General features: G+C 65.6%; 21 protein-coding genes. 7 read left to right on the top strand and 14 right to left on the bottom strand.

Annotated features, from left to right (window positions below; all coding sequences use genetic code 11):
• Window positions 1–145: 145 nt before the first annotated feature.
• The gene (locus XH85_RS09090) at window positions 146–793 is read left to right on the top strand and encodes a glutathione S-transferase family protein (protein WP_128931629.1); all 648 of its coding nucleotides are present in this window, start codon (window positions 146–148) and stop codon (window positions 791–793) included.
• Between the two features lie 9 nt (window positions 794–802).
• Here the strand turns inward: XH85_RS09090 and XH85_RS44835 are convergent, their stop codons facing one another.
• The 6 genes from XH85_RS44835 to XH85_RS09065 form a co-directional block, all read right to left on the bottom strand.
• On the bottom strand, window positions 803–967 hold the full coding sequence (locus XH85_RS44835) for a hypothetical protein (RefSeq protein WP_164940372.1): 165 nt from the start codon (window positions 965–967) through the stop codon (window positions 803–805).
• An 80-nt stretch (window positions 968–1,047) separates the two neighbouring features.
• Window positions 1,048–2,598: a hypothetical protein gene (locus XH85_RS09085; RefSeq protein WP_128931628.1), complete on the bottom strand. Its 1,551-nt coding sequence runs from the start codon at window positions 2,596–2,598 to the stop codon at window positions 1,048–1,050.
• Window positions 2,599–2,691: 93 nt separating this feature from the next.
• A complete protein-coding gene (locus XH85_RS09080) occupies window positions 2,692–3,702 on the bottom strand; it encodes a hypothetical protein (protein ID WP_164940381.1) in 1,011 nt (336 codons plus the stop codon).
• Between the two features lie 406 nt (window positions 3,703–4,108).
• Window positions 4,109–4,606, bottom strand: coding sequence for a TPM domain-containing protein (locus XH85_RS09075; protein ID WP_128931626.1), 498 nt, complete (start codon window positions 4,604–4,606; stop codon window positions 4,109–4,111).
• A 3-nt stretch (window positions 4,607–4,609) separates the two neighbouring features.
• Window positions 4,610–5,527: a TPM domain-containing protein gene (locus tag XH85_RS09070; RefSeq protein WP_420837870.1), complete on the bottom strand. Its 918-nt coding sequence runs from the start codon at window positions 5,525–5,527 to the stop codon at window positions 4,610–4,612.
• 138 nt (window positions 5,528–5,665) lie between these two features.
• Window positions 5,666–6,274 carry a LemA family protein gene (locus XH85_RS09065; RefSeq protein WP_128931624.1) on the bottom strand — a complete coding sequence of 203 codons (609 nt, stop codon included), beginning with the start codon at window positions 6,272–6,274 and terminating at the stop codon, window positions 5,666–5,668.
• A gap of 142 nt (window positions 6,275–6,416) precedes the next feature.
• Between XH85_RS09065 and XH85_RS09060 the strand changes: the two genes are divergently transcribed.
• The 3 genes from XH85_RS09060 to XH85_RS09050 are packed head-to-tail and all read left to right on the top strand — an operon-like array spanning window position 6,417 to window position 9,633.
• Window positions 6,417–7,268, top strand: coding sequence for an enoyl-CoA hydratase (locus XH85_RS09060; RefSeq protein ID WP_128931623.1), 852 nt, complete (start codon window positions 6,417–6,419; stop codon window positions 7,266–7,268).
• Window positions 7,269–7,272: 4 nt separating this feature from the next.
• A complete protein-coding gene (locus tag XH85_RS09055) occupies window positions 7,273–8,421 on the top strand; it encodes an acyl-CoA dehydrogenase family protein (RefSeq protein WP_128931622.1) in 1,149 nt (382 codons plus the stop codon).
• A 15-nt stretch (window positions 8,422–8,436) separates the two neighbouring features.
• Window positions 8,437–9,633: an acyl-CoA dehydrogenase family protein gene (locus XH85_RS09050; protein ID WP_128931621.1), complete on the top strand. Its 1,197-nt coding sequence runs from the start codon at window positions 8,437–8,439 to the stop codon at window positions 9,631–9,633.
• Window positions 9,634–9,813: 180 nt separating this feature from the next.
• On the opposite strand, the gene XH85_RS09045 is transcribed toward XH85_RS09050, so the two are convergent.
• From XH85_RS09045 to XH85_RS09030, 4 genes are all read right to left on the bottom strand, one after another.
• A complete protein-coding gene (locus XH85_RS09045) occupies window positions 9,814–12,135 on the bottom strand; it encodes a xanthine dehydrogenase family protein molybdopterin-binding subunit (protein ID WP_128931620.1) in 2,322 nt (773 codons plus the stop codon).
• A gap of 127 nt (window positions 12,136–12,262) precedes the next feature.
• Window positions 12,263–13,348, bottom strand: coding sequence for a S1C family serine protease (locus tag XH85_RS09040; protein ID WP_128931619.1), 1,086 nt, complete (start codon window positions 13,346–13,348; stop codon window positions 12,263–12,265).
• Between the two features lie 174 nt (window positions 13,349–13,522).
• The gene (locus tag XH85_RS09035) at window positions 13,523–14,398 is read right to left on the bottom strand and encodes a dihydrodipicolinate synthase family protein (RefSeq protein ID WP_128931618.1); all 876 of its coding nucleotides are present in this window, start codon (window positions 14,396–14,398) and stop codon (window positions 13,523–13,525) included.
• A gap of 63 nt (window positions 14,399–14,461) precedes the next feature.
• Window positions 14,462–15,427 (bottom strand): VOC family protein, encoded by a 966-nt coding sequence (locus XH85_RS09030; protein ID WP_128931617.1) that lies wholly within the window; start codon window positions 15,425–15,427, stop codon window positions 14,462–14,464.
• 198 nt (window positions 15,428–15,625) lie between these two features.
• Between XH85_RS09030 and XH85_RS09025 the strand changes: the two genes are divergently transcribed.
• Together XH85_RS09025 and XH85_RS09020 are read left to right on the top strand one after the other, a co-directional pair.
• A complete protein-coding gene (locus XH85_RS09025; RefSeq protein ID WP_128931616.1) occupies window positions 15,626–16,492 on the top strand; it encodes a S1C family serine protease in 867 nt (288 codons plus the stop codon).
• Window positions 16,489–16,860, top strand: coding sequence for a response regulator transcription factor (locus XH85_RS09020; RefSeq protein ID WP_091881117.1), 372 nt, complete (start codon window positions 16,489–16,491; stop codon window positions 16,858–16,860). The genes XH85_RS09025 and XH85_RS09020 overlap by 4 nt, the downstream gene beginning before the upstream one ends.
• 11 nt (window positions 16,861–16,871) lie before the next feature.
• Here the strand turns inward: XH85_RS09020 and XH85_RS09015 are convergent, their stop codons facing one another.
• The 4 genes from XH85_RS09015 to XH85_RS09000 all read right to left on the bottom strand — a co-directional run bounded on the left by XH85_RS09015 (window position 16,872) and on the right by XH85_RS09000 (window position 21,911).
• On the bottom strand, window positions 16,872–17,948 hold the full coding sequence (locus XH85_RS09015) for a sensor histidine kinase (protein ID WP_128931615.1): 1,077 nt from the start codon (window positions 17,946–17,948) through the stop codon (window positions 16,872–16,874).
• Window positions 17,935–18,627: a response regulator transcription factor gene (locus XH85_RS09010; RefSeq protein ID WP_128931614.1), complete on the bottom strand. Its 693-nt coding sequence runs from the start codon at window positions 18,625–18,627 to the stop codon at window positions 17,935–17,937. Before XH85_RS09010 ends, XH85_RS09015 begins: the two co-directional genes overlap by 14 nt.
• 97 nt (window positions 18,628–18,724) lie before the next feature.
• On the bottom strand, window positions 18,725–19,252 hold the full coding sequence (locus XH85_RS09005; RefSeq protein WP_128931613.1) for a hypothetical protein: 528 nt from the start codon (window positions 19,250–19,252) through the stop codon (window positions 18,725–18,727).
• 322 nt (window positions 19,253–19,574) lie between these two features.
• Window positions 19,575–21,911: a Tex family protein gene (locus XH85_RS09000; RefSeq protein ID WP_128931612.1), complete on the bottom strand. Its 2,337-nt coding sequence runs from the start codon at window positions 21,909–21,911 to the stop codon at window positions 19,575–19,577.
• A gap of 635 nt (window positions 21,912–22,546) precedes the next feature.
• Here XH85_RS09000 and XH85_RS08995 point away from each other — a divergent pair.
• Entirely contained in the window at window positions 22,547–24,022 is a 1,476-nt protein-coding gene (locus XH85_RS08995; protein ID WP_164940373.1) for an amidase, read from the top strand.
• The last annotated feature ends 6 nt before the right edge of the window (window positions 24,023–24,028 follow it).

Below are 24,028 nucleotides of genomic sequence, written 5' to 3'. Positions count from 1 at the left end.
CACCGTCATTGCGAGGAGCCCTTGCGACGAAGCAATCCAGACTGTATCCGCGGATGCATTGCTGGATTGCTTCGCTACGCTCGCAATGACGATGCCGTACTATCCCGATATAATTTCACGACCACATTCGTCACCGTGAGGTCCCATGCCCAGCTACCGCCTGCACTACTTCCCCGAATCCGGCAACAGCTACAAGCTGGCGCTGATGCTCACGCTTTGCGGCGAAACGTTCGAGCCGGTCTGGACCGATTTCGGCGGCGGCGTCACGCGCACGGCGGAATGGCGCAAGGCCGTCAACGAGATGGGCGAGATCCCCGTGCTCGAAATCGACGGCGTGAAGATGACGCAGACCGCGCCCCTCCTGCTCAAGCTTGCCGATCAGTACGGGCGTTTCGACGCCAAGACGGACGAGGAAAAGTTCGAGCTGTTGCGCTGGCTGTTCTGGGACAACCACAAGCTCACCGGCTACATGGCGACCTATCGCTTCATGCGCGCCTTCACCGAGAAAAACGACCCGCAGGTGCTGAAGCATTTTCGCCGGCGGCTCGAGGATTTTCTCGGCATCCTCGACGGACACCTCCAGCACAATGAATTCGCGATCGGCGCAAGGCCGACGGTCGCCGACATCTCGATGATGGCCTATCTGCACTATCCGAGCGACGAGCACGGCTTCGATTTTGCCGCGAGCCATCCCGCCATCCACGCCTGGCTCGGCCGCATGGCCGCCCTGCCCGGCTGGAAGCCGGCGTATGAGCTGCTGCCGGGAAAACGGATGACGAATTACGCGAAGTGAGGACGCCGGCTACTGCAGCGCCAGCCAGCCGAGCGTGAACAGAATCCCACCGATGATAACCGCCATCGCGACCGCCCAGATACTGACGCGGATGCTGCCGGTGACCTGCTTGACTTCCTCATTGCGCGCGATCTCGCGATTGCGCTCCTTGTTGGCCTCGCTCGTATCCGTCATGGGTCATCCAAATCGCTTGGTTGCTTTATCTTGCGCGTGATCCTTTGGAAAAACCGCTAGACACTTTTTCGGATCACGCGCTAACGCGTCTTGATGAAGCACATGCCGATGCGGCGCGAGGCCGCGGCAGCCTGACAGGTGAGACCTTTAGCACAGCTCCATGACGTAAAACTCTTGTCCGCCGTTCCCGATCCCGCAGTTTGCAGGGAACAATGCGCGCCCCAGCCGTCCTGATATTCGGTGCCAGCGAGTTCGCGGCTGCCACGGGTCTGCGGCCGGCTGGCAAATCCGCGTGAGAAATCAGGGCGCTTGCCCGCGGCGAATGCGGTCAGGATGTCACGGCGGCGGACCTGATCGCCGAAGAAATGCGGCGAGGCCGGCACGATGGCGGAATTGGACGGCTGGCCTGCAAGCCAATCCACGCCCGGGAAATGGAAGCCGCCGATGCCGCGGGTCTGGTGGCAGCCAGCGCAGGTGACGTCGTTGAGGCGGCGCTGAAAGCCCGCGACCGAGCGGACGTTCTGCAGATCGATGCCGCGCGCGGCAGCCTGCTTCAAAGCACCGACCACGTCGTCATCGCTGAAAACGGGATCGTCCCTGCCCTCCGCTTTTCCTTCTCCCTGCATCATGCCGAACTCCGGCTGCAAAGCGGAGGCATCGAGCCCGGCGGGTGTCGGCACCACCGCAGCCATCGCCAGGAATTTTTCGGGGATCAGCACCGTGCCGCGATCGAACTCGCGCAGATTTTCGGGCGCGAGCAGCCAATCCCTGAAGCCGCGCCGAAGCGCATCGTCGGCAAGGATCCGATCGCGGTCGATCTGGTTCTCCAGCGTCGATTCCTCGAACTGCTTGGTGGCAGTGTCGTACTTGAACACCTTGAGCAGATAGTCGGAGCGGAAATCGTGCAGCGCCGATTTCGGCGCGACGGAGACCTGGACGTTGGTCTCGATACGATCGAGCATGGCGTCATTAGGGGAGAAGCGACTTCCGATCAGATCTTGCCAGTCGCCATTGTCGAGCCAGCGCCGCGCGATCTCGGCGCAGCTGACCGGCTTGCCGCTCCCGTCCGTCTGGCGCGCATCGCGCGCCTTCATCACCAGATTGAGCGTCATCGGCAGGCGCGTCGCGGTCTTGCCGCCGTCCGGCCTGCTCTCGAAACGCGCGAGACGGTAGATCAGCCGGATCTCCCCACAGGACTCCTCCGAGACATAGGCGCGGTCCATGCGGTTGACGATGCCGACGAGGACGAAACGCGTGTCGCGCGATCTCAGATTGGCGAGGTCGAACAACTGCGCGTCAAGACCCTCGCCAACGCCAATCGTCTCGGCCGGATATGTCGCCTTGTACCTGGAGATGTAGCGGTCGAATTCCGCCTCGATCGCCGGCGGAATCGCTTTGAGCTGCGGTAGCGACGAGAACAGCAGGTCGGTCGTGAGCGGAACGTCGGCGTTCTGCTCCGGCCATAGCAGGCGCGCGATCGTGAGCGCGTCGCTCTGATCGAGCCGTCGCAACAGATCGGGATCGGTGATCGCCGTGCCGCGCGCCAGTTGCGCGTTCTCCGCCGCCGAAAGCGAAACGACGCCGCCCAACAATGCAGCGACAGCAACGAGAATTCGCAACGCGCGGCTCATGCCTCCAGTAACACCGCGCGGGGATGCCTATTCAAGCAAAAAGGCGCTTCACATGGTGGTGAAGCGCCTCTTCGAAAGTCGAATATCGGACGCTCAGCGCGCGACGATCAGGCCCTTGCTGGTGACGACCACCCAGCGGCCGTCCTGGCGGCGGATCGCATCGACGCGGCCGACGCCGGGGATGGGATCGCCGGGATATACTTCGTAGAGGCCATCGCGGCCCTCGATCAGCGCACCGCCATTGGCGGCGTTGCGCAGCCTCCAGCCTTCGATCGTCGGCAGGCGGCCGACCTCGGTCTTGGGCGCGGCGGGCGTCGGAGCCGGTGCGGCTGCGGCAGTCGCGACCTGGGTCGGCGCGATCGAGCCGGTGGTCTCCTTGGCGGGCGCGGCGGTTGCGGCCGGCGCAAGGGCCGGCGGCGCGGCGCGGAGCTTGTCGACCGTCTCCGAGAGCTTGGCGATCTTGGCCATCGGCTCGGCCTGCGCCTTCTCGAGCTTGTCGAGACGGTCGTTGGCCCGGTTGAGCTGGCTGACGCCGGTTTTCGCGCTGTGCTCGACATTGGCCTTGAGCGCGACGAGATCGGCATCGATCCGCGCGACGGAAGCATCCAGCGCGCTGGTATCGGCGACCTGAACCGGCGCCGGGGCCGGGGCACCAAAGTGCATCATGCCGGCGGTCGCGAGCGCGCCGCTGATCGCGCCGACGCAAGCGGAAATCGCCACCACCGCGGCCATCGCCGACAGGCGACGCTTGCCGGCGGTCTCGCGCGGTTCCTCCGCCTTGATGTGGGGAGCAAAATCCTCGCGGTCCCAGGAGCGCTCCGAGGGCGCCATCACGATCAGCTTGCCGGGACTCGGCTTGACCTTGGGTTCAGCCTTGGACTCGGCTTTGGGTTCAGCCTTGTGTTCAGCTTTGGCTTCGAACTTCGGCACCTCGATCCTTGGTGCCTCGATTTTTGGCGGCTCGACCTTGACCGGGTCAGGCTTGGGCGGTGCCTCGTGATCAGGTGCGATCGAGGGGGCCTCGATCCCGGCAGCCTCGACGGCCTGCGGCACGGTCGCTGCGGCTTCGACGGCGCCATGATCCAGGGCGGCCTGCTCGGGCATTGGTTCGCTCACGGCTCAAATACTCCAGTCTAGGTTGACCTTTTGGTAACTTTCATTGCTTGCGAAATCCTTACCTCGGGACCCGCTTACCGAAATTTTAGGAACTCGTCCGAGGCCGAATTTGGCCGGGAAAGTGGAACCGGCGTGGCGGCGTGCAACAAAATGTAATCGGGGCAAGATGAACGGCCGCGCAACGGCCGGGCCGTCGCCCTTCGAAGCTCGCTGCGCTCGCGCCTCCAGCGACAATGGCTTCGCCGTTGCGCGAGGGTGACGGTGAGAGAGTTGAGCAAGCTGCTCCAGCATCGTCATTGCGAGCGCAGCGAAGCAATCCAGAATCCCTCCGCGGGGACAGCCTGGATTGCTTCGCTGCGCTCGCAATGACGGAGTGCGGGTTATCGGCCCGCGCTTACATCAGCACCGGCGCATCCGGCAACTCGTTCGAATGCGGTCCTTGCGGCGGGAAATGCCGCGCCAGCTCGCGCGACACGGCCTCGATGCCGGCGACCACGCCGCGTTCGAATTGGCCCGACCTGAACTCGGCCTCCATCGCCCGGCAGATCTGTTCCCAGCCTTCCGCGCCAACCTTCGCGTCGATGCCGCGGTCGGCCACGATCTCGACGTCGCGGTCGGCAAGCAGGAGGTAGATGAGGACGCCGTTGTTGTGCGCGGTGTCCCAGATGCGCAGATGCGAGAACACGTCGAGCGCTCGCGCGCGCGCCGGCTGGTTGCGGAACAGCGGGCGGCCGTCGAGCGCGCCTTCGACCACGAAGCGGACCTGGCCGGAATGGGTGGCTTCGCCCCGCTTGATCGCCTGCTCGATGCGGTCGAGCACGGCTTGCGGGAAAATCTGCTTCGTCCGCCAATGATGCTGCACGAGGTGCCTGGCAATGCGCTTCATGCTCATAACTTACCAGCTCCCCGAGGCGCCGCCGCCGCCAAAACTGCCCCCCCCGCCGCTGAAGCTGCCGCTGTCGCTCGATGAGCCGCTGCTCCAGCCGCCTCCCGATGATCCGCTCGACCACGAGCCGCCGCGCGAGGATCGCGTGCCTGGTCCCATCGCCGAAAACAGATCGGTGATGAATCCGATGATGAAGCCGAGAATGCCGAGACCAATCGCGAGCGCAAGAGAGCCGAGAATGAGCCAGGTCAGCGCTGCGATGATGCCACCGGTCGCCAAGGATCCGAGCAGCCGCCCCAGCATGGCCCGGAAGAACCCGCCGACCCCGATCGAAGCAAACAGCGTCACGATGAAAAGCGGCGCGAGGTCGTCCAGATGGCCGAAGTTGACGGTCGGCGAGGGAATCGGCAGCGGCTCGCCGTCGACGACCCGGATCATGCGATCGACACCATCGCCGATGCCGCCGCTGAAATCGCCCGTCCTGAATTTCGGTGTGATGACTTCATCGATGATCCGCCGCGACGTGACGTCGGTGAGCGCGCCTTCGAGCCCGTAGCCGACCTCGATGCGCAAATGCCGGTCGTTCTTGGCGACGATGAGGATCGCGCCGTCATCGACCTTCCTGCGCCCGATCTTCCAGGCCTCGGCAACGCGGATCGAGAACTGCTCGATCGTCTCCGGCTGTGTCGTTGGCACGATCAGGACGGCGACCTGGCTGCCCTTGCGGTTCTCGAAGTCGCGCAGCTTTTGCGACAGCGCAGCGATGTCGCTGCTGGACAGCGTGCCGGTCTGGTCGACCACGCGGCCGGTGAGCTCCGGCACGGCGACGTCGGCTGAGGCTGCGAGCGCAAAGGCGAGACACAGCATGAGCAGGAGAACGCCGCGCTGTAAGAAGGCAGAACGGGCGCGCCAAAACCTCGCTGTCATCGCCCGGCTTGACCGGGCGATCCAGTATTCCAGAGACGCCAGAGGACTACGGTGAAGCCGCGGCGTACTGGATTCCCCGCCTTCGCGGGGAATGACGGCGGTGGGTGGGGCTAAGGGCATTCGCGAAACGATGCGTGCTTACTTCGACGGCGCCGGCGCCGGGTTGAAGTCCACCTTCGGCGCAGTCGAGATTTCTTTCTCGTTCTCGACCGAGAAGTTCGGCTTCTCCTTGTAGCCGAACGCCATCGCGGTCAGGTTCGTCGGGAACGATCGGACGGTGACGTTGTACTCCTGTACCGCCTTGATGTAGCGGTTTCGCGCCACCGTGATGCGGTTCTCGGTGCCCTCGAGCTGCGACATCAGGTCCTTGAACAGGGCATCCGATTTGAGCTGCGGATAGTTCTCAGTGACGACGAGGAGCCGCGACAGCGCGCTGGAGAGCTCGCTTTGGGCGGCTTGGAATTTCTGGAAGGCAGCGGGATCGTTCAGCACCTCCGGCGTTGCCTGGATGCTGCCGACCTTGGCGCGGGCATTGGTGACGCCGAGCAGCACGTCCTTCTCCTGCTGGGCAAAGCCCTTCACCGAGTTGACCAGATTGGGCACGAGATCGGCGCGGCGCTGATACTGGTTCACGACCTCGGACCAATTGGCCTTGATCTGCTGATCCTCGCTCTGGATCGCGTTGTAGCCGCAATTGGTCAGGCTCAGCGAGGCCAGCGCCGCCAGCACGGTGAGGATCTTGCGCATCAAATTTCTCCCGGTGGAATCTGGTGCAAACTACCAGATTAAGCGCCTGAGAAAAGCAGCCGACTGCCGCAAGCCTCTTGCCTATCGCTCGCCCACATAGTCAACTCGGGCAAAACAAGAACGGAAACGCCAGGGGAAAGCGATGAGCTCGTTCGAGACCATCCTCGTGGAGCGGCCGGAGCCGGCGATTGCCCGGATCGTGATGAACCGGCCCGAGGCGCGCAACGCGCAAAACCTGCAAATGACCTACGACCTCAACGCCGCCTTCGATGCGGCGGTGCAGGACGATGCGGTCAAGGTCATCATCCTCGCCGGCAACGGTCCGCACTTTTCGTCCGGGCATGACCTGCGCCCCGGGGCTAAGAATGCCGCGGGAGTCGATTTTCCGCCGATTGGAAATTGGGGCGGTTTTGCCGAGCCCAATGCCCATGGCCGCTTCGCGCGCGAGCAGGAAATTTATCTCCAGATCACCCGGCGCTGGCGCAACCTCGCCAAGCCTGTTATCGCCGAGGTGCATGGCAAATGCATCGCCGGCGGGCTGATGCTGGCCTGGGCCTGCGACCTCATCATCGCCAGCGACGATGCGCAGTTCTGCGACCCCGTCGTCACCATGGGCGTCTGCGGCGTCGAATGGTTCGTGCATCCCTGGGAGCTCGGCCCACGCAAGGCCAAGGAATTCCTGTTCACCGCCGACAGCTGGAGCGCCCAGGAGGCGCATCAGCTCGGCATGGTCAACCAGGTCGTGCCGCGCGCGGAGCTGTCGTCGCGCGTGCTGGCGCTAGCGCGGCGGATCGCGACAAAACCGTCCTTTGCGCTGAAGCTGACCAAGGAGGCGGTGAACCGCTCGGTGGACGTGATGGGCCAGCCCGCCGCGATCGATCAGGCCTTTGCGCTGCATCAGCTCTGCCACGCCCATAATCTCCAGGAGTTCGGCATGATCGTCGATCCCTCCGGCCTGCATCCCTCCGTGCGCAAGCCGCCGGCGACGGAGTAGCCCCATGGACCTCAATCTCAGTGACGAGCAGCGCCTGCTGCGCGAGAGCGCGGAACGGTTCGTGGCCGAAAGCTACGATGCCGACCATCGCCGCAAGATGGCGAACGATCCGCTCGGCTTCAGCCCTTTGGTATGGAAACAGTTCGCCGAGCTCGGCTGGCTGGCGCTGCCGATCGCGGAGGAATTTGGTGGGCTCGGCGGCGGCGCGGTCGATGTCGGCATCCTGATGGAAGCTTTTGGCCGCGGGCTGGTGTCGGAGCCCTATGTCGCAACCGTGGTGCTGGGAGCCGCGCTGATCGCTAGATGCGGCACTACGGAGCAGAAGCAAGCGAGCCTGCCCAAGGTAGCGGACGGATCACTGAAGCTCGCATTGGCGCATTCCGAACGCGCGGCACGGTTCGATCTCGCCAAGGTCGCGATGGTCGCGGACAAAATGGCGCAGGGCTGGCGCCTTTCCGGCAGCAAGATCGCCGTCCTCGACGGCCATGCTGCGGACGAGATCATCGTCTCCGCGCATGTTCACGATCATCGGGGACCTTCGGGACGGATCGGCCTGTTCCTGGTGCCGGCGACGACGCCGAGCATTGCGATCAGCGACTATCAGCGCCTTGGCGGCGGACGCGCCTGCAACATCGAGCTGTGCGACGTGCATCTACCCGAAGACGCTCTGCTCGGCGACGGCAGCGATGCTCTGCCCGCCATCGAATGGGCCGTCGATCGCGCCATGGCCGCGCTCGGTGCGGAAGCCGTCGGCATCATGCAGACGCTGCTCGACACCACGCTGGAATACACGAAGATCCGAAAACAGTTCGGCCGTCCGCTCTCGGCCAACCAGGTGATCCGCCACCGCCTCGCCGACATGGCGATGCAGGTCAACGAATCCCGCTCGATGGCGCTGCGCGCTGCGCTGAAAGCCGACGCCGATCCCGTTGAACGCGCGCGGGCCGCCTCGGGTGCGAAGGCGAAGATCGGGAGGTGTGCGCGCTTCGTCGGCGAGCAGTCGATCCAGCTCCACGGCGGCATGGGCGTCACCGAGGAGCTCGAGGTCGGCGCCTACTTCAAGCGGCTCGTCGCCTTCGACACGCTGTTCGGCGGCAGCGCGCACCACTATGCCCGCCACGCCGAGCTGGGCCGCACCAAAGCGCCGGCCTGACACTGGGAGAGCCTCATGGACCTGTCGTTCAATGCCGAGGAGCGCGCCTTCCAGGACGAGGTGCGCGGCTTCATTGCGAAAAACCTCACCGAGGAGATGAAGCGCGCAACGGCGCTGACACCGTCGGTGTTCTCCGATCCCGACATCGGCATGGCCTGGCAGCGTGCGCTGCACAAGCAGGGTTGGGGCGCGCCGGGCTGGCCAGTCGAATATGGCGGACCGGACTGGACGCCGGCGCAGCGCTGGATTTTCGAGACCGAATGCGCGCGCGCCGGCGTGCCCAACGTCAACGTGATGGGCGTGAAGATGGTCGGGCCCGTCATCATCGGTTTCGGCAGCACCGAGCAGAAGAATTTTTATCTGCCGCGGATTCTCTCCGGCGAGGACTATTGGTGTCAGGGCTATTCCGAGCCGGGCTCCGGCTCCGATCTATCGTCGTTGAAGACGCGCGCGGTGCGCGACGGCGACGACTACGTCATCAACGGCACCAAGATCTGGACCACACATGCTCACCACGCCAACCGCATGTTCGCGCTGGTGCGCACCAGCGACGGGCCGCGGCAGCAGGACGGTATCAGCTTCATCCTGATCGACATGAAGACGCCGGGCATCACCACGCGCCCGATCCTCACCATCGGCGGCGACCACGAGGTCAACCAGGTGTTCTTCGATGACGTGCGCGTGCCTGTCGCCAACCGCGTCGGCGGGGAAGGCAAGGGCTGGACCTATGGCAAATATCTGCTCGAGTTCGAGCGCGGCTCGGGGATCGCCTCGGCAAAGCTGCGCGAGGGCCTGAAGGCGATCGCGGATCTTGCCGAGTCCGACCTGACGGGCCGCGCGATCGACAGCCCCGATATCGCAGCGCGCATCTCGGAGGTCGAGATCGACATCGATGCGCTGGAGATGACCGAGCTGCGCGTGCTCTCGGCGCTGCAGACCGGGCAAAATCCCGGCGCGGTGTCGTCGATCCTGAAGCTGCGCAACAGCGAAATCCGGCAAGCCGTGACGCGGCTCGGGGCCGACGTGATCGGCCACGACGCGCTCGCCGTCGAGCCGATGCGCCCGCTCTATAAGCTCAACCACGAGCCGGCGATCCCGGAGGAGATGCTGACGGTGATGCCGGAATATCTCAACGGCCGCGCCTATACGATCTTCGGCGGCACCTCCGAGATCCAGCGCGACATCATCGCGAAGATGATGCTGGGGATTTGAGGCTCGAGCTGGCGCTGCATTCTCCGCTGTCGTCCCGGCGCAGGCCGGGACCCATACTCCGGGGAGAAGCTGTGGTGCGAAGCTGATGACCACCAGCATTCGCCAAATTTGACTCGGTGGTTATGGGTCCCGGCCTTCGCCGGGACGACGAGCTGAGTTTGGGGCAGCGACGGAGAACTCCTACCCCGCCCTTGCATCGCGGATCGCCTGCCAGATCTTCTGCGGCGTCAACGGCGTGTTCAGCTGGGTGATGCCGAGCTCGGCCAGCGCGTCCATCACGCCATTGGTGACGCAGGGCGGGCCGCCGATGGCGCCGGATTCGCCGCAGCCCTTGGCGCCGAGCGGATTGGTGCGGCAGGGCGCGGAATCATCCAGCGTCACCACGATCGGCGGCACATCGTCGGCGCGCGGAATGCAGTAGTCCTGGTAGCTCGCGGTGAGGAGCTGGCCGTCGGCGTCATAGGACACGCCCTCATACAGCGCCTGACCGATACCTTGCGCAACGCCGCCGTGGATCTGGCCCGTCACCAGCATCGGGTTGACGGCGATGCCGACGTCGTCGACGGTGGTGTAGCGCACGACGCGGGAGACGCCGGTCTCGGGATCGATCTCGACCTCGCAGATATGCGTGCCGTTCGGCCAGCTCGGACCATCCACCTCACCCTCGGAATCGACGCTGAGCTTGGCGCCGCTCTCCTTCTCGGCGAGATCGAACAGGCTGATGCGGCGGTCGGTACCGACCACGGTGAGCATGCCGCCCTGATACTCGATGTCCTCGACCGAGGTCTCCAGCACGTTCGCCGCCTTCTCGCGCGCCTTCTGGATCAGATCGTTGGAGGAGACCGCAACGGCCGTGCCGCCGACGAACAGCGAGCGCGAGCCGACGCTGCCAAAGCCCATCGCCAGATCAGTGTCGCCCTGAACCACGTCGATCTTGTCCATGGAGACACCGAGCGTGTCGGAGATCATCTGGGTGTAGGTGGTCTGCAATCCCTGCCCCATCGCCATGGTGCCGGAATGCAGGACGACGCGGCCCTGCGAGGTCGCGTGCAGGCTGACCTTCTCGGTGTGCGCACGCCCGCCCGTCCATTCGATATAGGAGGTCAGACCGCGGCCGTAGAGCAGGCCCTTCTTCTTCGCCGCCTTCTTGCGCGCGGCAAAGCCATCCCAGTCGGCCAGCTTCACGGCGCGATCGAGCATATGCGCGAAAGCGCCGGAATCATAAACCTGCCCTGCCGCGTTCGTGTAGGGCAGCTGCGCCGGCTTGATGTAGTTGGCTTTGCGGATCGCGCGCGGATCCATGCCGATCTTGCGCGCAGCCGCGTCGAACAGGCGCTCGACGATGAAAACGGCTTCGGGTCGGCCCGCGCCGCGATAGGCTCCGACCGGCGCGGTGTGGGTCATCACCGACTGCACCTCGAAATGCACCAACGGTAGATCGTAGACGCCGGTCTGCACGAACGGCCCGAGCACCAGCGGGATGATGTTGGCCGCACCCGAGGAATAGGCGCCGGTGCAGCCGATCGACTTGACGCGATAGGCCAGCACCTTGCCCTTCTCGTCCAGCGCGAAGGAGGCGGTGGAGGTGAGGTCGCGGCCGTGGGTGCCGCCGACGAACTCGTCGGTGCGATCGCCGCGCCAGCGGATCTTCCGGTTCAGCTTAGTCGCGGCATAGGCGACGAGGCCATCTTCGGGATAGAGGTTGGTCTTCTGGCCAAAGCCGCCACCGATGTCGCCGACCAGCACGCGCACGCTGTCCTTGGGACGCTTCAGCACGGCTTCCGCCAGCACGTCGCGGGTCGAGGCCGGCGTTTGCGACTGCACATGCAGCAGCAGGCGGCCGGTCTTCTTGTCGATCTCGGCAATGGTCGAGCGCGGCTCCATCGCGGAAGGAACGAGGCGCTGGCTGACGAGATCGAGCTCGACGGTATGCGCGGCCTTGGCAAACGCCTCGTCCACCTTGGCCGGATCGCCGTAAGCCATCGCGCCGACGATGTTGTCGGGCGCCTCCGGCCACACCACGGGCGCGCCGGGCTTTACCGCCTCGACCGGATCGACCACCGCCGGCTGCACGTCATATTCGACCACGATCGCTTCGGCCGCGCTCTGCGCCTCAGTGCGCGAGGCGGCCACCACTGCAGCGACCGCTTCGCCGGCATAGCGCACGACTTCATAGGCGAGCAGCCGGCGCGGCGGCACCGTCATCGGCTTGCCGTCGGGACGCTTGAAGATGTTGAGCGTCGGAATGCCCCCGATGTCGTCCTTGACGAGGTCCGCGCCGGTATAGACCGCAGTGACGCCCGGCATCTCAGCCGCGGCGCTGGTGTCGATCGAGACGATCTTCGCGTGCGCATGCGGCGAGCGCAACACATGCAACCACAGCGCGCCGTCCTCCGGCTTGTCGTCGATGAATTGCCCCTTCCCGGTGAGCAGCCGCTGGTCTTCCAAACGCTTGACGGGCTGGCCCGCTCCGAAACGCAAATTGCCGGGAAGAATGTTCATTCCGTTATGTCCTTGAAATCCGGAAAACGACCGCGGCGGTTTTAGCCGATTTTGCAGTCGATACAACCGAGCCGCAGCACATCAGCATTGCGTGGCACGCCCCCTTTTGGCCGCGCAGATTGCGAGGTCAGGAACGCTCGATGTCGATGATGCCCACATTCACGTCGCGGGTGTCCGAGCCGCGCTTGACAGTGAGGCGGACGGTCTTCCCGGCCCCGGCCTGCTCCAGCGCATCCGACAAGTCGGCGAGGCGCCGCACTGGCTTGCCTTCGACCGCGGTGATGATGTCTCCGACCGCTCCAGTCGATAAGTTGACACCGCGAATCCCTGCCCGTTCGGCAGGGCTGCCGGGGGCCGTTCGCACCACGATCACCCCTTCGATGCCAAGCCGCGTCGAAACATCCTCGCTGGCGGCGACGATGCCGATGCCGGGCGTTGGCACCCGGCCGTTGCGAATGAGCTCAGGGACAATCCGGTTCACGACATCGACCGGCACCGCGAACCCGATGCCGGCGTTCGAGCCCGACGGTGAGATGATCGCCGTCGTGACACCAATCAGGCGGCCTGCGGAATCCAGCAGCGGCCCGCCTGAATTGCCTGGATTGATCGCGGCATCAGTCTGGATCACATTGGCAATCTCCCGGCCGCCATGGGTCGGAAGCCTGCGCTTGAGGGCACTGATGATGCCGCTGGTCATCGATTGATCGAGCCCGAAGGGATTGCCGATCGCGAAGGCGGATTGCCCGACCTTCAGGTCGCTCGAACTGCCGAGCGCCACCGGCGGAGGGAGTTCGCGCACGCTTCGGATTCGCAGGACCGCAAGATCGTAATTGGGGGCCGTGCCGATAAGGTCCACCTGGGCCACCTCTCCCGACGCAAAGCGCACGGCGATCTCGCCGCCATTGGCCACGACATGATTGTTCGTCACGAGGTGACCCTCGCGGTCCCAGACGAATCCCGTGCCGGAAGCGCCGCCCTGGCCTTCCTCACCCATGAGAGGATTGGCCGCCGATCTCGCCGCCACCTGGACAACCGAAGGAGACACGCGCTCGAAGATGTCGATCGTGGCCGTTTCGGCATCGGACAGCGGCCCGCGCTGCTCGACGGCTCGCGCAGTGGGAGTGGTCCATGGCGCATGCTGGATTTTCGCAGCAGTAATTACGAGCAGCAGAGCGGCAAGAGCTGCCGCGGCAATTCCGTATCGACGATTCATGGCGATCACCGCGGTGTGTGCTGAAAGCAGTGTTCGGAATGCACATGCATGAGATGGCGGACCTCGCTCACGCAGCAACGTCGCAAGCGGCTGGAAGTTTCCTGATCAAGGCAGATAGGGAACGGCTTTGCTTTCGGCAGGGCGTCCGAGGACATATTGCCGCGTGACAATCGGCTATGCCAACTCCCGCAACGCCGCTTCCACGATCCTGCGCTGCTCGGCCGTCAGCGCGGCCTGCGGCGGGATGGGATCGCCGACCTCGTAGCCCTGGATCGAAAGACCGGCCTTGATGCAGGCGGCGAGGTTGAAGCGGGCGAAGGCCTCGTTGATCCGCCACAGCCGGCGCTGCAGCACCATCGCCTCGTCCCAGCGGTCAGCCTTGCAGAGGTCGTAAAGCGCGACGCTCTGGCGCGGGATGATGCAGGCAGGTCCCGCCATCCAGCCGAGCCCGCCGATCAGCATCACCGCGGCCGGAATGTGGGCGGAGGCCGAGAACACGCGCAAGCCATCGCCGCAGCGGTTCATGATCGAGAGCAGCCGCCCGGTGTTGGTCGAGGCGTCCTTGATGTAGCCGATGCGCGGATGCGCCGCGAGACGCGCGATAACATCGAGGGTGAGATCGGAGCGCTGAAATTGCGGATTGGTGTAGATGACGACGGGGATGTCCACGGCATCGGCGATGGCGCGGAAATAGGATTCGACCTGCGCATCGGCGAGCGGGAAGTAGGCCTCCAAAATTGCCAGGATGCCGTCTGCACCGAGCTTCTGGTACGCTTTCGCCTGCGCCACCGCATCCGCCGTCGAGGTGGAGGCGACACCCGCGACAACAGGCACGCGGCCGTTGGCCGCCTCGATCGTGGTCTGCACGATCGCCATGCGCTGAGCGGCGTTGAGATAGGCGAACTCGCCGGTCGAACCGAGCGGCGTCAACCCGTGCACGCCGGCGCCGATCAGATCGTCGCAGAGCTTTGCGAGCACGTTCGTCCGCACCGCGCCGTCGACATCAACGGGTGAGACCAGATAAGGGAAGACGCCGTGGAATTCGGACATGTCGGGGAAGCTCCGGAAGGCTGGCTGGCACCCGACGGGTATTACCAATGCCCGCCCCGGCGATCAAACCTTGAGCAAGCGCACGCGCGTGCCCCAGGGATCGATCGCCTCCAGGCCGTCGGCGAGCGTGGTGACCTTCACGCCGCCCTTGCGCAGGCGCTCTTCCTGCGCGGCAAGCAGCTCCTGCTTTTCCATGACCAGCGAAAACCAGGCGAGCCCCGTGGCCTGATCGTCGCGTTGGCCGGCGCCCTGGCTCTGCCAGACGTTCATCCCGAGGTGGTGGTGGTAGCGGCCCGACGACAGGAACGCAGCGCCATTGCGGCGGCGGGTCGGGTCGAGGCCGACGGTGCCGTGATAGAAGCTCTCGGCCCGCGCGAGATCGCCGACGCGCAGATGCATGTGACCGATACGCATTCCGTCCGGCGCTCTGGCATAATCGGCCACGCGCGTGTTGGTCAGCGACAAGAGATCGGGGATGTTGAGCTCGTCGGTCGCCATCTTCACGCTGCCCTCGCTCCATTGCCATTGCGAGGGATCGCGGTCGGCATAGACCTCGATGCCGTTGCCTTCGGGGTCGTCGAGATAGACGGATTCGCTGACGAGGTGATCGGCAAAGCCCGTCAGCGGCACGCGATGCGCGGCCGCATGCACCAGCCAGCGCGCCAGATCCTTCCGCGTCGGCATCAGGAAGGCGGTGTGGTAGAGGCCGGCGGCGTTGCGCGGCTCGATGGCTGCTTCGGGACGGGCTTCCAGGACCAGCAGTGTGATGCCGGCCGTGCCGAGCTTCGCGCCAGCCGCCGAGCGCTCCATCACGGTGAGCCCGATCACATCGCGGTAATAGTCAGCGACCTTGTCGAGGTCCTTGACTCGGAGCGTCATCATGCCGACCCGCATCGGCGTGCGGCTGGCATAGGTCGGCCCGCCGCCCTGTGCATTCCCCTCGGCGCGCGCCGCGGCTGCAGCCGCCATTGCGAGCGAGGTCGCGCCGGCAAGTTGAAGCAGGGTGCGGCGGGTGAGATCGAGGGTCATCAGTCAGGGCTCGCGGAAATGGTTGAGGCCGTACGGCGCAATGTCAGGCCGATTGCTACACGTTCCCGTGAGCGGCTCCCAATCACATGTTCGTCGGCCGGCGCTGCGGAGGCCCGGCCTCCCATATGTCCTGGCCACCCGGCCAGTTTCGCAAATGCCTGTGACGTCCCAGATTGAGGACAGCTATAGGAGCCTGCCATGACCGACCCCACTCCTCTGTCTTCCCTGTCGTCCGCGCTCGCGGACGTGGTGGCGCGCACTGCGCCGTCCGTCCTCTCCGTGCATTCGCATCGCTCCCGCGCGACCGGCTTCGTCTGGAAGCCTGGTCTGATCGTCACCGCCGACGAGGCCCTGGCCGACGAGGGCTCGGTCGAGATCAGCCTTCCCGACGGCAGCCGAGTGGCCGCCACGGTCGCCGGCCGCGACCATACGACCGATATAGCGCTGCTGCGCATCGATGCCGCCATTGCCCCGGTCAAGCTGACCACAGCGGTCCCTGCGCTAGGAACGCTGTCGATCGTCGTCGCAACCAACCGCGATACGCCGAGTGCGGCGCTCGGGATGGTATCGGCGTCGGGCAAGAGTTGGCGCAGCCTGCGCGGCGGCGACATCGATGCGCGGATCGAGCTCGACGTCCGCCTGCGCGGTAGCCAGCAGGGTGGCCTTGCCCTCGATGCATCGGGTGAAGCCTTCGGCATGGCCGTGCTCGGACCGCGGCGGGTGCTGGTGATCCCGAGTGCGACGATCGAGCGCGTCGCGCCCCAGCTCGAGGCGCGCGGCCGCATCGCGCGCGGCTATCTCGGTCTCGGGCTCCAGCCGGTGCGGCTCGACGACGGGATCGGCGCGATGGTGATGAATGTCGACAAAGCCGGGCCTTCGGCCGCGGCCGGCATCCGCCAGGGCGACGTGATCGTGGCGGTCAACGACCAGAAACTGTCCGGCGTGCGCGCGCTGTCGCGGACGCTGGGACCTTCGAGCGTCGGCACGGTGGTCGATATCGCGGCGCGCCGCGGTGGCGAACCGGTCAGCTTCAAGGTCACAATCGGCGAGAGGGCGGAGGCGTGAGCGAGGACAACGCGCCGGAGATCGTGCTCGCCCTGGAGATCGACGACCCCGCCCTCGCCGATCGCCTCGCCAAGCTGCTCGGCAACGTCGCCGGACTTCGCCTCGCCGCGCCTGGCGAAGCCGCCGCGGCAACGGTTGTCGCCCGCGATCCGCGCATCATGCCCGGCGACATCGCGCTGACTCAGCGCGAGCTCGACGTGCTGGCGCTGATGGCTGAGGGATCCTCCAACAAGATGATCGCGCGCCAGCTCGGTATTTCCGTGCATACCGTGAAATTTCATGTCGGCTCGCTGCTCGACAAGCTGGATGCCACCGGCCGCACCGACGCGGTCGCGCATGCGGCTCGCCGCGGCGTGATCGAGCTCTGATGCCGTCCGATTCACGTCGCTGATGCCGCCTTGAAGCTGAGCCGGACGGTGAGGCCCGGCACATTGTCGTGCAGCGCGATCTCGGCGCCATGGAGGCGCGCGACCGCAGCGACGAGACTGAGGCCGAGGCCATTGCCCGGCGTATAGCGGCTCTGTTCGAGCCGATAAAAGCGCTTGAACACGTGATCGCGCTCCTCGGTGGGAATGCCCGGACCGTCGTCCGCAACCGCGATTACCGCGCAGCCATCGGCGCTGCGGCAGGTGACGGTCACCTGCCCGCCCTTGCGGCCGTGCTTGATCGCGTTGTCGACGAGATTGGCGATGGCATCGAACAAGAGGTCGCGGTCGCCGGTCACCGGCACCTCGCGGTCGCTGGCGAGGCTTAGCTTTGTAGCAACCTGCTCCGCCGCGGCATCGTAGAGCTCGACGACCTCACCAGCGATCTCGGCGAGGTCGAGCGCGCGGAAAGCGCCGGTGCGGGCGCGGGTCTCGATCTCCGAGATCCGCGTAATGGAGGCGAACATGCCGAGCACGGCGTCGAGATCGGCGATGGTGTCGCCGATCAGCGCCGCGTCGGCCTCGCTGTTGCGCGGAGTGTGATAGGCCTTCTCCAGCCGGCCGCGCATGCGCGTCAGCGGCGTGCGCAGATCGTGGGCGACGTTGTCGCTGACCTGCTTGACCTCGCCCATCAGCGTCTCGATGCGGTCGAGCATCTGGTTGAGGTTTTCGGCGACGCGGTCCCATTCGTCGTTGCTGCCACGCAAGGGAATGCGCTGGTCGAGGCCGGCGAGCATGATGGCGCGGCTGGTGGCGTTGATCTGCTCGATCCGCCCGACCGTGCGCCGTGTCACCAGCACCGCCGCGAGCCCGGCGAGCACCAGAAGCAGCACGGCGACCGCGGCCATCGCGAGCTCGATCATGGCGGTGAAGCCGTCATGATCGCCGACGGTGCCGAGCCGGCTCTGCACATAGGCGAGCGTGCCGAAATAGACATACGCCATGATGGCCGCGACGATCAGCCCGAACGCCGCGATCGCGATCAGCGCCAGACGGAAGGTCGAGGAGCGGAGCGTCTTAGCCAGGAGCACGGAGGCAATATCCGATGCCGCGGATGGTGTGGATAAGCGGATAGTCCTGGGCATCGTCGACCTTGCGGCGGACCCGTCCGACATAGACGTCGATGATGTTGGTGGAGGGATCGAAATGCAGGTCCCAGACGTGCTGAAGCAGCATTGCGCGGGAGACGACGCGGCCTTCGTTACGGACGAGATATTCGAGCAGTTGAAACTCGCGCGGCAGCAGCGGGATCTTGCGGCCGCGGCGGCTGGCACTGCGCGCGATCAGATCGATGGCGAGATCGCCGACCCGAATCAGCGTTTCCTTGGCAATGGTCTCGCTGCGGCGGCCGAGCGCCTCCAGCCGTGCGAGCAGCTCGACGAACGAGAACGGCTTGACGAGATAATCGTCGCCGCCGGCGCGCAGGCCACGCACGCGATCATCCACCTCGCCGAGCGCTGAGATGATCAGGAACGGCGCGGCAATGCCGTCGTCGCGCAGCTGCCGCATCACGGTGATGCCGTCGATGTCGGGCAGCATGCGGTCGATCGTGATCACGGCATAATCGCGCGCGGCGCCATGGCTCAGGGCCTCGCGCCCGTTAGCTGCGAGATCGACCTCGTAACCGGAGGTCGTCAGTTCCTCGAGGAGTTGGCCTGCGGTTTCCGGATCGTCCTCGACGACCAGGATGCGGCGGTGACCTCCGGTCATGCAAAACTCCGCGCGACGATCGCCACCAGACTATCCCGTCCCGGGGCTGAGCGGAACCGCCCGGTGGCGACCGCGACAATGGTGCGGTACGGCGATGCTAGTACCAATCGTACCCGCACACATTGACCCAGTGCCAGCCATAGGGCGTCCATCTCCTGCGCCAGCAGCCGTCGTCGTAATAGTTGGCATAGACGAACGGCGCGCCGATGAAGGCGAAGCGGTGGAAGCGATGATGCCGGAAGAAGAAGGCATGCCGGCCAATGAAGGGCCTGCCGTGGAATGCCGTGCCGGCAAACCGCGGGCCGAAGGCGGCGCGGGTCGCGAGCGGCGCACCGGCAAAGCGCGGCCCGATCGCCGCGTGAGCGGCCATCGGGGAACCGGCGAAGCGGGCGCCACCGAAATGAGCTCCGCCCATGCCGCCCACTCGCATGCCCCCGCCCATACCGCCGACATGCATGCCACCGCCCATGCCGCCGGCGTGCATGCCGCCACCACCGAAATGCCCGCCGCCAAAGCCGCCATGGCCGCCACCGCCAAAACCGCCGCGCGCGAGCGCGGGCGCCGCGGCCGCCAGCGTCGCAGCCACTGCCGCTGCGACGAGCCCTGTGAGAAGCCTGTTCTTCATCGGAAGATCCTCCTTGCAGTGCAGCGCTAGTCCCGCTGCATGAGGAGGATCAGGAGAAGCGAATGCGCTGTCCCCATCAACTTACAAATGCGCCAGATTCTGACGCGGGTGTCAGGGAGGCGGCGCTCTGTCACTCCCTCTCCCCGTTCTTACGGGGAGAGGGAGGGGTGAGGGGTGCTTCGGCAAATTCGATTTGAGTTATGAGCCGGATATCCGACGAGTCGGATGGATTCCCGTCTCGGCACCATAGTGCCCTGCCCCTCACCCGGATCGCTGACGCGATCCGACCCCTCCCCGCAAAGGGCGGGGAGAGGTTAAGGGGTCACACCCGCTTGCCGCCGCTCTTCTCGGCTGCACGCCGCAACGCCTCCGCAAGCGCGCCCCCGCCGGAGGATTCCTGCTTGCGCGGCGCCGACGAGGTCATGCGTGCGCTGTTGCGCGAATTGTTGTCGCGCTGCATGCCGGGCGCGTCCTTCTTGGCGCCGACCTCGTCATCCAGCCGCAGCGTCAGCGAGATGCGCTTGCGGGCGACCTCGAAGTCCAGCACCTTCACCTTGACGATGTCGCCGGGCTTCACCACCTCGCGCGGATCCTTGATGTAATTCTTCGACATCGCCGAGATGTGCACGAGGCCGTCCTGGTGCACGCCGATGTCGACGAAGGCGCCGAAGGCGGCGACGTTGGTCACGGTGCCCTCGAGGATCATGCCCTTCTTGAGATCCTTGATCTCCTCGACGCCTTCCTTGAACACCGCGGCCTTGAACGCCGGGCGCGGGTCGCGGCCGGGCTTTTCGAGCTCGCGCAGGATGTCGGTGACGGTCGGCAGGCCGAAGGTCTCGTCGACGAAATCCTTCGGCTTGAGCGTGCGCACGATCTCGCTGCTGCCGATCAGCGCCTTGATGTCGCTCTTGGTTGCCGCGAGAATCCGGCGCACCACCGGATAGGCTTCCGGATGCACGCCGGAGGCGTCGAGCGGATCCTCGCCGCCGAGGATGCGCAGGAAGCCCGCGCACTGCTCGAATGCCTTCGGCCCGAGCCGCGGCACGTCCTTGAGCGCCTTGCGCGATTTGAACGGGCCGTTGGCGTCGCGGTGCGCCACGATGCTCTGCGCAAGGCCTGCGCCGACGCCCGACACGCGCGCCAGCAGCGGCGCGGAGGCGGTGTTGACGTCGACCCCGACCGCGTTCACGCAGTCTTCAACCACGGCATCGAGCGATTTGGCGAGCTTGGCCTGGCCGAGGTCGTGCTGATACTGGCCGACGCCGATCGCCTTGGGCTCGATCTTGACCAGCTCGGCGAGCGGATCCTGGAGCCGCCGCGCGATCGAGACCGCGCCGCGCAGGGTGACGTCGAGGCCCGGCAATTCCTCCGAGGCGAAAGCCGAGGCCGAATAGACCGAGGCGCCGGCTTCCGACACCACGATCTTGGTCATCTTCAGTTCGGGAAGGCCCTTGACGAGATCGGCCGCGAGCTTGTCGGTCTCGCGCGAGGCGGTGCCGTTGCCGATCGCGATCAGCTCGACGCGATGCTTCAGCGCAAGCCTGCCGAGGGTCGCCAGCGACTCGTTCCACTGCCGCTGCGGCTCGTGCGGGTAGATCGCGGTGGTGTCGACCACCTTGCCGGTGGCATCGACGACAGCGACCTTAACGCCGGTGCGGTAGCCGGGATCGAGCCCCATGGTGACGCGGGTGCCGGCGGGCGCCGCCAGCAAGAGATCGCGCAGATTGGAGGCGAACACGCGCACGGCCTCGGTCTCGGCCGAGTTCCACAGCCGCATGCGCAGGTCGATGTTGAGATGGACCTGGATTTTTGTGCGCCAGGCCCAGCGCACGGTGTCGATCAGCCAGCGGTCGCCGGGGCGCTTGAGATCGGCAATGCCGAACCGCTTCATGATCTTCAGTTCGTAGGCACTGGGCACACCGGGCGGCGGCGCCTCGGCCTCGGCCTGAATTTGCAGGTCGAGGATCTCTTCCTTCTCGCCGCGGAACATCGCGAGGATGCGGTGCGAGGGCAGCTTCGTCAGCGGCTCGGAGAAATCGAAATAGTCGGCGAACTTCTCGCCCTCGGTCTTCTTGCCGTCGCGCACCTTGGAGGCCATGCGCGCATTGGTCCACATCTCCTCGCGCAGCGCGCCGATCAGGTCGGCGTCCTCGTCGAAGCGCTCGACCAGGATGGCGCGGGCGCCGTCGAGAGCGGCAGCGGCATCGGCAACGCCCTTCTCGGCGTTGATGAAGGCTTCGGCTACGACCTTGGGATCATTGCCAGGCTCCGCCATCAGCTGATTGGCGAGCGGCTCGAGGCCGGCTTCCTTGGCGATCTCGGCCTTGGTGCGGCGCTTCGGCTTGAACGGCAGATAGATGTCTTCGAGGCGTGCCTTGCTGTCGGCGGCGAGAATGCTGGCTTCGAGAGCCGCGTCGAGCTTGCCCTGTTCGCGGACCGATTCGAGGATGGCCTTGCGGCGGTCTTCGAGCTCACGCAGGTAAACCAGGCGCTCCTCCAGGGTGCGCAATTGCGCGTCGTCGAGCGCACCGGTCGCTTCCTTGCGGTAGCGGGCGATGAAGGGAACCGTGGCGCCGCCGTCGAGCAGCGTCACCGCCGCCTCGACCTGCTCGGCGCGAACCCCAAGCTCCTGCGCAATTTTCTGGTTGATATTTGCCACGCGAGAATCCCTCTATCCAAGCACGCGACGCAGGGGCGAACCACCGGCCACGGGACGCCGCTTATGAACCAACCGGGGTTGATTCATCAAGGTGTGGCGGATGGCCGTCGACAGAGGATTTTTTGTTGAACCGATGCGATCTCGCCACAATCGTTGGGAGGACGACGTGTTCGTGCTGTGCTCTCGTGTCCCGGACGCGCTGCAGCGCGCAAGCGATGCGGCGCTGCGTCCGGGGCACGAGAGCGGAGTGCGGCGCCCGCTCTCTCCACGCCGTCATTGCGAGGTGCTCGCGACAAAATTGCAGAGCAATTTTGCGCTGATGCGACGAAGCAATCCAGAATCCCACCGCGGGGAGACTCTGGATTGCTTCGCGGAGCCTGTCATCGCGCCGCGCTTCGCGCGGACCCAGTGGCTCGCAATGACGGAGCGAGGGACATGCTCCGTTGAGCCCGCGGGCTACGGTGTCCGGCGGCGGGCCGGTTGCAGCGATCGCGCGACTGTCGGATTGATACAGCCGGCAGCTCTGCGTCCCCGACCTCTCCGCCCCACGCAACCCTGCCCCTCGCGCCAGCTCGGTTGATTCACGCGGTTCCTTGCGAAAGGAAGGTGACGCCGCATCAAGGGGATTTGACTACATGACTTTGCCGATGAGCTGGAGTGAATGGGCGCAGCACGACGGCGTGGCGCTGGCCGCCCGCGTCCGCAATGGCGAGCTGACGGCGAAGGAACTGGCGCGGCAGACCGCGGCGGGCGTCGCCAAGGTCAATCCGGCGCTGTCGGGCGTGGTCGAGCTGTTCGATGACGTGATCGCCGATCCCGCCAAGGACGGCGCCAACCTCTCCGGCCCGTTCGCCGGCCTGCCCTTCCTGATGAAGGATCTGGGACCGACCATGAAGGGCCGGCTCCAGGAGATGGGCTCGCTCCTGATGCGCGGCAATCGCGCGGCCGCCGACACCTTCCTGACCGGCAAATTCCGCCAGGCTGGCCTCAACCTGATCGGACGCACCACGACGCCGGAATTCGGCGTGTGCAGCTCGGCCGATAATCCCGCCGTCTATGTCACGCGCAATCCCTGGAATACCGACTACACCACCTGCGGCTCGTCGGCCGGGAGCGCCGCGATGGTCGCGGCCGGCGTGGTGCCGATCGCGCATGCGACCGACGGCGGCGGTTCGATCCGCATTCCCGCCGGCGTCAACGGCAATATCGGATTGAAAGTATCGCGCGGGGTGTTCTCGCTCGCCCCGCACATGTCCGATCTCACTGGCCTCGTCTCGATCCAGGGCTGCCAGTCGCGCAGCGTGCGCGACACCGCGGCCTTCGTCGATCACGCAAGGGGGCCTGCGCCCGGCGAGTTTATGCCGTTCTGGACCACGGCGCAGCCCTATTGCGAGATGATCAAGCGCGATCCGACCAAGCTCCGGATCGCGCTGTCGCACACCTGGGGCGACTACACCGCGACGCCGCACATCGCAGCTGAACTGGAGAAGGCGGGCCGCTTCCTCGAAGGCCTCGGCCATCACGTCGACTACGCCCTGCCCGAACTCGACTTCCGCGCCGCGTTCGCGGCGCAGACCACCTGCTACATCTCCAACTTTGCGGTAGTGATCTCCAACATGCTGGCCGCGCGCGGGCTAACGACGCCGCCGGAAGATCTGATCGAGCCCATGAACATCCGCATCTGGGAAGCCGGGCGGCACACGAGCTTCGCCGAGCGCGCGAAGATGCAAGGCGTGTTCAACACGACCTCCCGCGGCTTCGGCGCCTTCTTCGAGCAGTGGGACGTGATCCTGACGCCGGTCACCGCGCTGCCGACGCCGAAGGTCGGCACCAAGGAATATCTCACGATCTCCGATAATCCCGATGTGCTCGACTGGTTCGGCAATCTCTGGCGCAATTTCGCCTTCACGCCGCTCGCCAATCTCTGCGGCATGCCGGCGATCTCGCTGCCGATGGCGACCCACGAGCACGGCCTGCCGCTCGGCATCCAGGCGATCGCGAAGCAGGCCAATGACGGCCTCTTGCTGCAACTCGCCGCCCAGATCGAGCGCGCGCTCGACGGCAAGTGGAACGGCGGCAAGACCGCGAAGGTGCATGTGACCAAGGCGTGAGCTGCC

The sequence above is a fragment of the Bradyrhizobium zhanjiangense genome (genome assembly GCF_004114935.1).
In the GTDB taxonomy this organism is placed as follows: domain Bacteria; phylum Pseudomonadota; class Alphaproteobacteria; order Rhizobiales; family Xanthobacteraceae; genus Bradyrhizobium; species Bradyrhizobium zhanjiangense.
Note: the sequence above shows the minus strand (reverse complement) of the source record. Positions and strands in the feature narration are given on the sequence as shown.

Bases quoted from the DNA above. Each gene is read 5' to 3' on its own strand.
- XH85_RS09090 (WP_128931629.1), top strand. From the start codon at position 146: ATGCCCAGCTACCGCCTGCACTACTTCCCCGAATCCGGCAACAGCTAC.
- XH85_RS44835 (WP_164940372.1), bottom strand. From the start codon at position 967: ATGACGGATACGAGCGAGGCCAACAAGGAGCGCAATCGCGAGATCGCG.
- XH85_RS09085 (WP_128931628.1), bottom strand. From the start codon at position 2,598: ATGAGCCGCGCGTTGCGAATTCTCGTTGCTGTCGCTGCATTGTTGGGC.
- XH85_RS09080 (WP_164940381.1), bottom strand. From the start codon at position 3,702: ATGCCCGAGCAGGCCGCCCTGGATCATGGCGCCGTCGAAGCCGCAGCG.
- XH85_RS09075 (WP_128931626.1), bottom strand. From the start codon at position 4,606: ATGAGCATGAAGCGCATTGCCAGGCACCTCGTGCAGCATCATTGGCGG.
- XH85_RS09070 (WP_420837870.1), bottom strand. From the start codon at position 5,527: ATGACAGCGAGGTTTTGGCGCGCCCGTTCTGCCTTCTTACAGCGCGGC.
- XH85_RS09065 (WP_128931624.1), bottom strand. From the start codon at position 6,274: ATGCGCAAGATCCTCACCGTGCTGGCGGCGCTGGCCTCGCTGAGCCTG.
- XH85_RS09060 (WP_128931623.1), top strand. From the start codon at position 6,417: ATGAGCTCGTTCGAGACCATCCTCGTGGAGCGGCCGGAGCCGGCGATT.
- XH85_RS09055 (WP_128931622.1), top strand. From the start codon at position 7,273: ATGGACCTCAATCTCAGTGACGAGCAGCGCCTGCTGCGCGAGAGCGCG.
- XH85_RS09050 (WP_128931621.1), top strand. From the start codon at position 8,437: ATGGACCTGTCGTTCAATGCCGAGGAGCGCGCCTTCCAGGACGAGGTG.
- XH85_RS09045 (WP_128931620.1), bottom strand. From the start codon at position 12,135: ATGAACATTCTTCCCGGCAATTTGCGTTTCGGAGCGGGCCAGCCCGTC.
- XH85_RS09040 (WP_128931619.1), bottom strand. From the start codon at position 13,348: ATGAATCGTCGATACGGAATTGCCGCGGCAGCTCTTGCCGCTCTGCTG.
- XH85_RS09035 (WP_128931618.1), bottom strand. From the start codon at position 14,398: ATGTCCGAATTCCACGGCGTCTTCCCTTATCTGGTCTCACCCGTTGAT.
- XH85_RS09030 (WP_128931617.1), bottom strand. From the start codon at position 15,427: ATGACCCTCGATCTCACCCGCCGCACCCTGCTTCAACTTGCCGGCGCG.
- XH85_RS09025 (WP_128931616.1), top strand. From the start codon at position 15,626: ATGACCGACCCCACTCCTCTGTCTTCCCTGTCGTCCGCGCTCGCGGAC.
- XH85_RS09010 (WP_128931614.1), bottom strand. From the start codon at position 18,627: ATGACCGGAGGTCACCGCCGCATCCTGGTCGTCGAGGACGATCCGGAA.
- XH85_RS09005 (WP_128931613.1), bottom strand. From the start codon at position 19,252: ATGAAGAACAGGCTTCTCACAGGGCTCGTCGCAGCGGCAGTGGCTGCG.
- XH85_RS08995 (WP_164940373.1), top strand. From the start codon at position 22,547: ATGACTTTGCCGATGAGCTGGAGTGAATGGGCGCAGCACGACGGCGTG.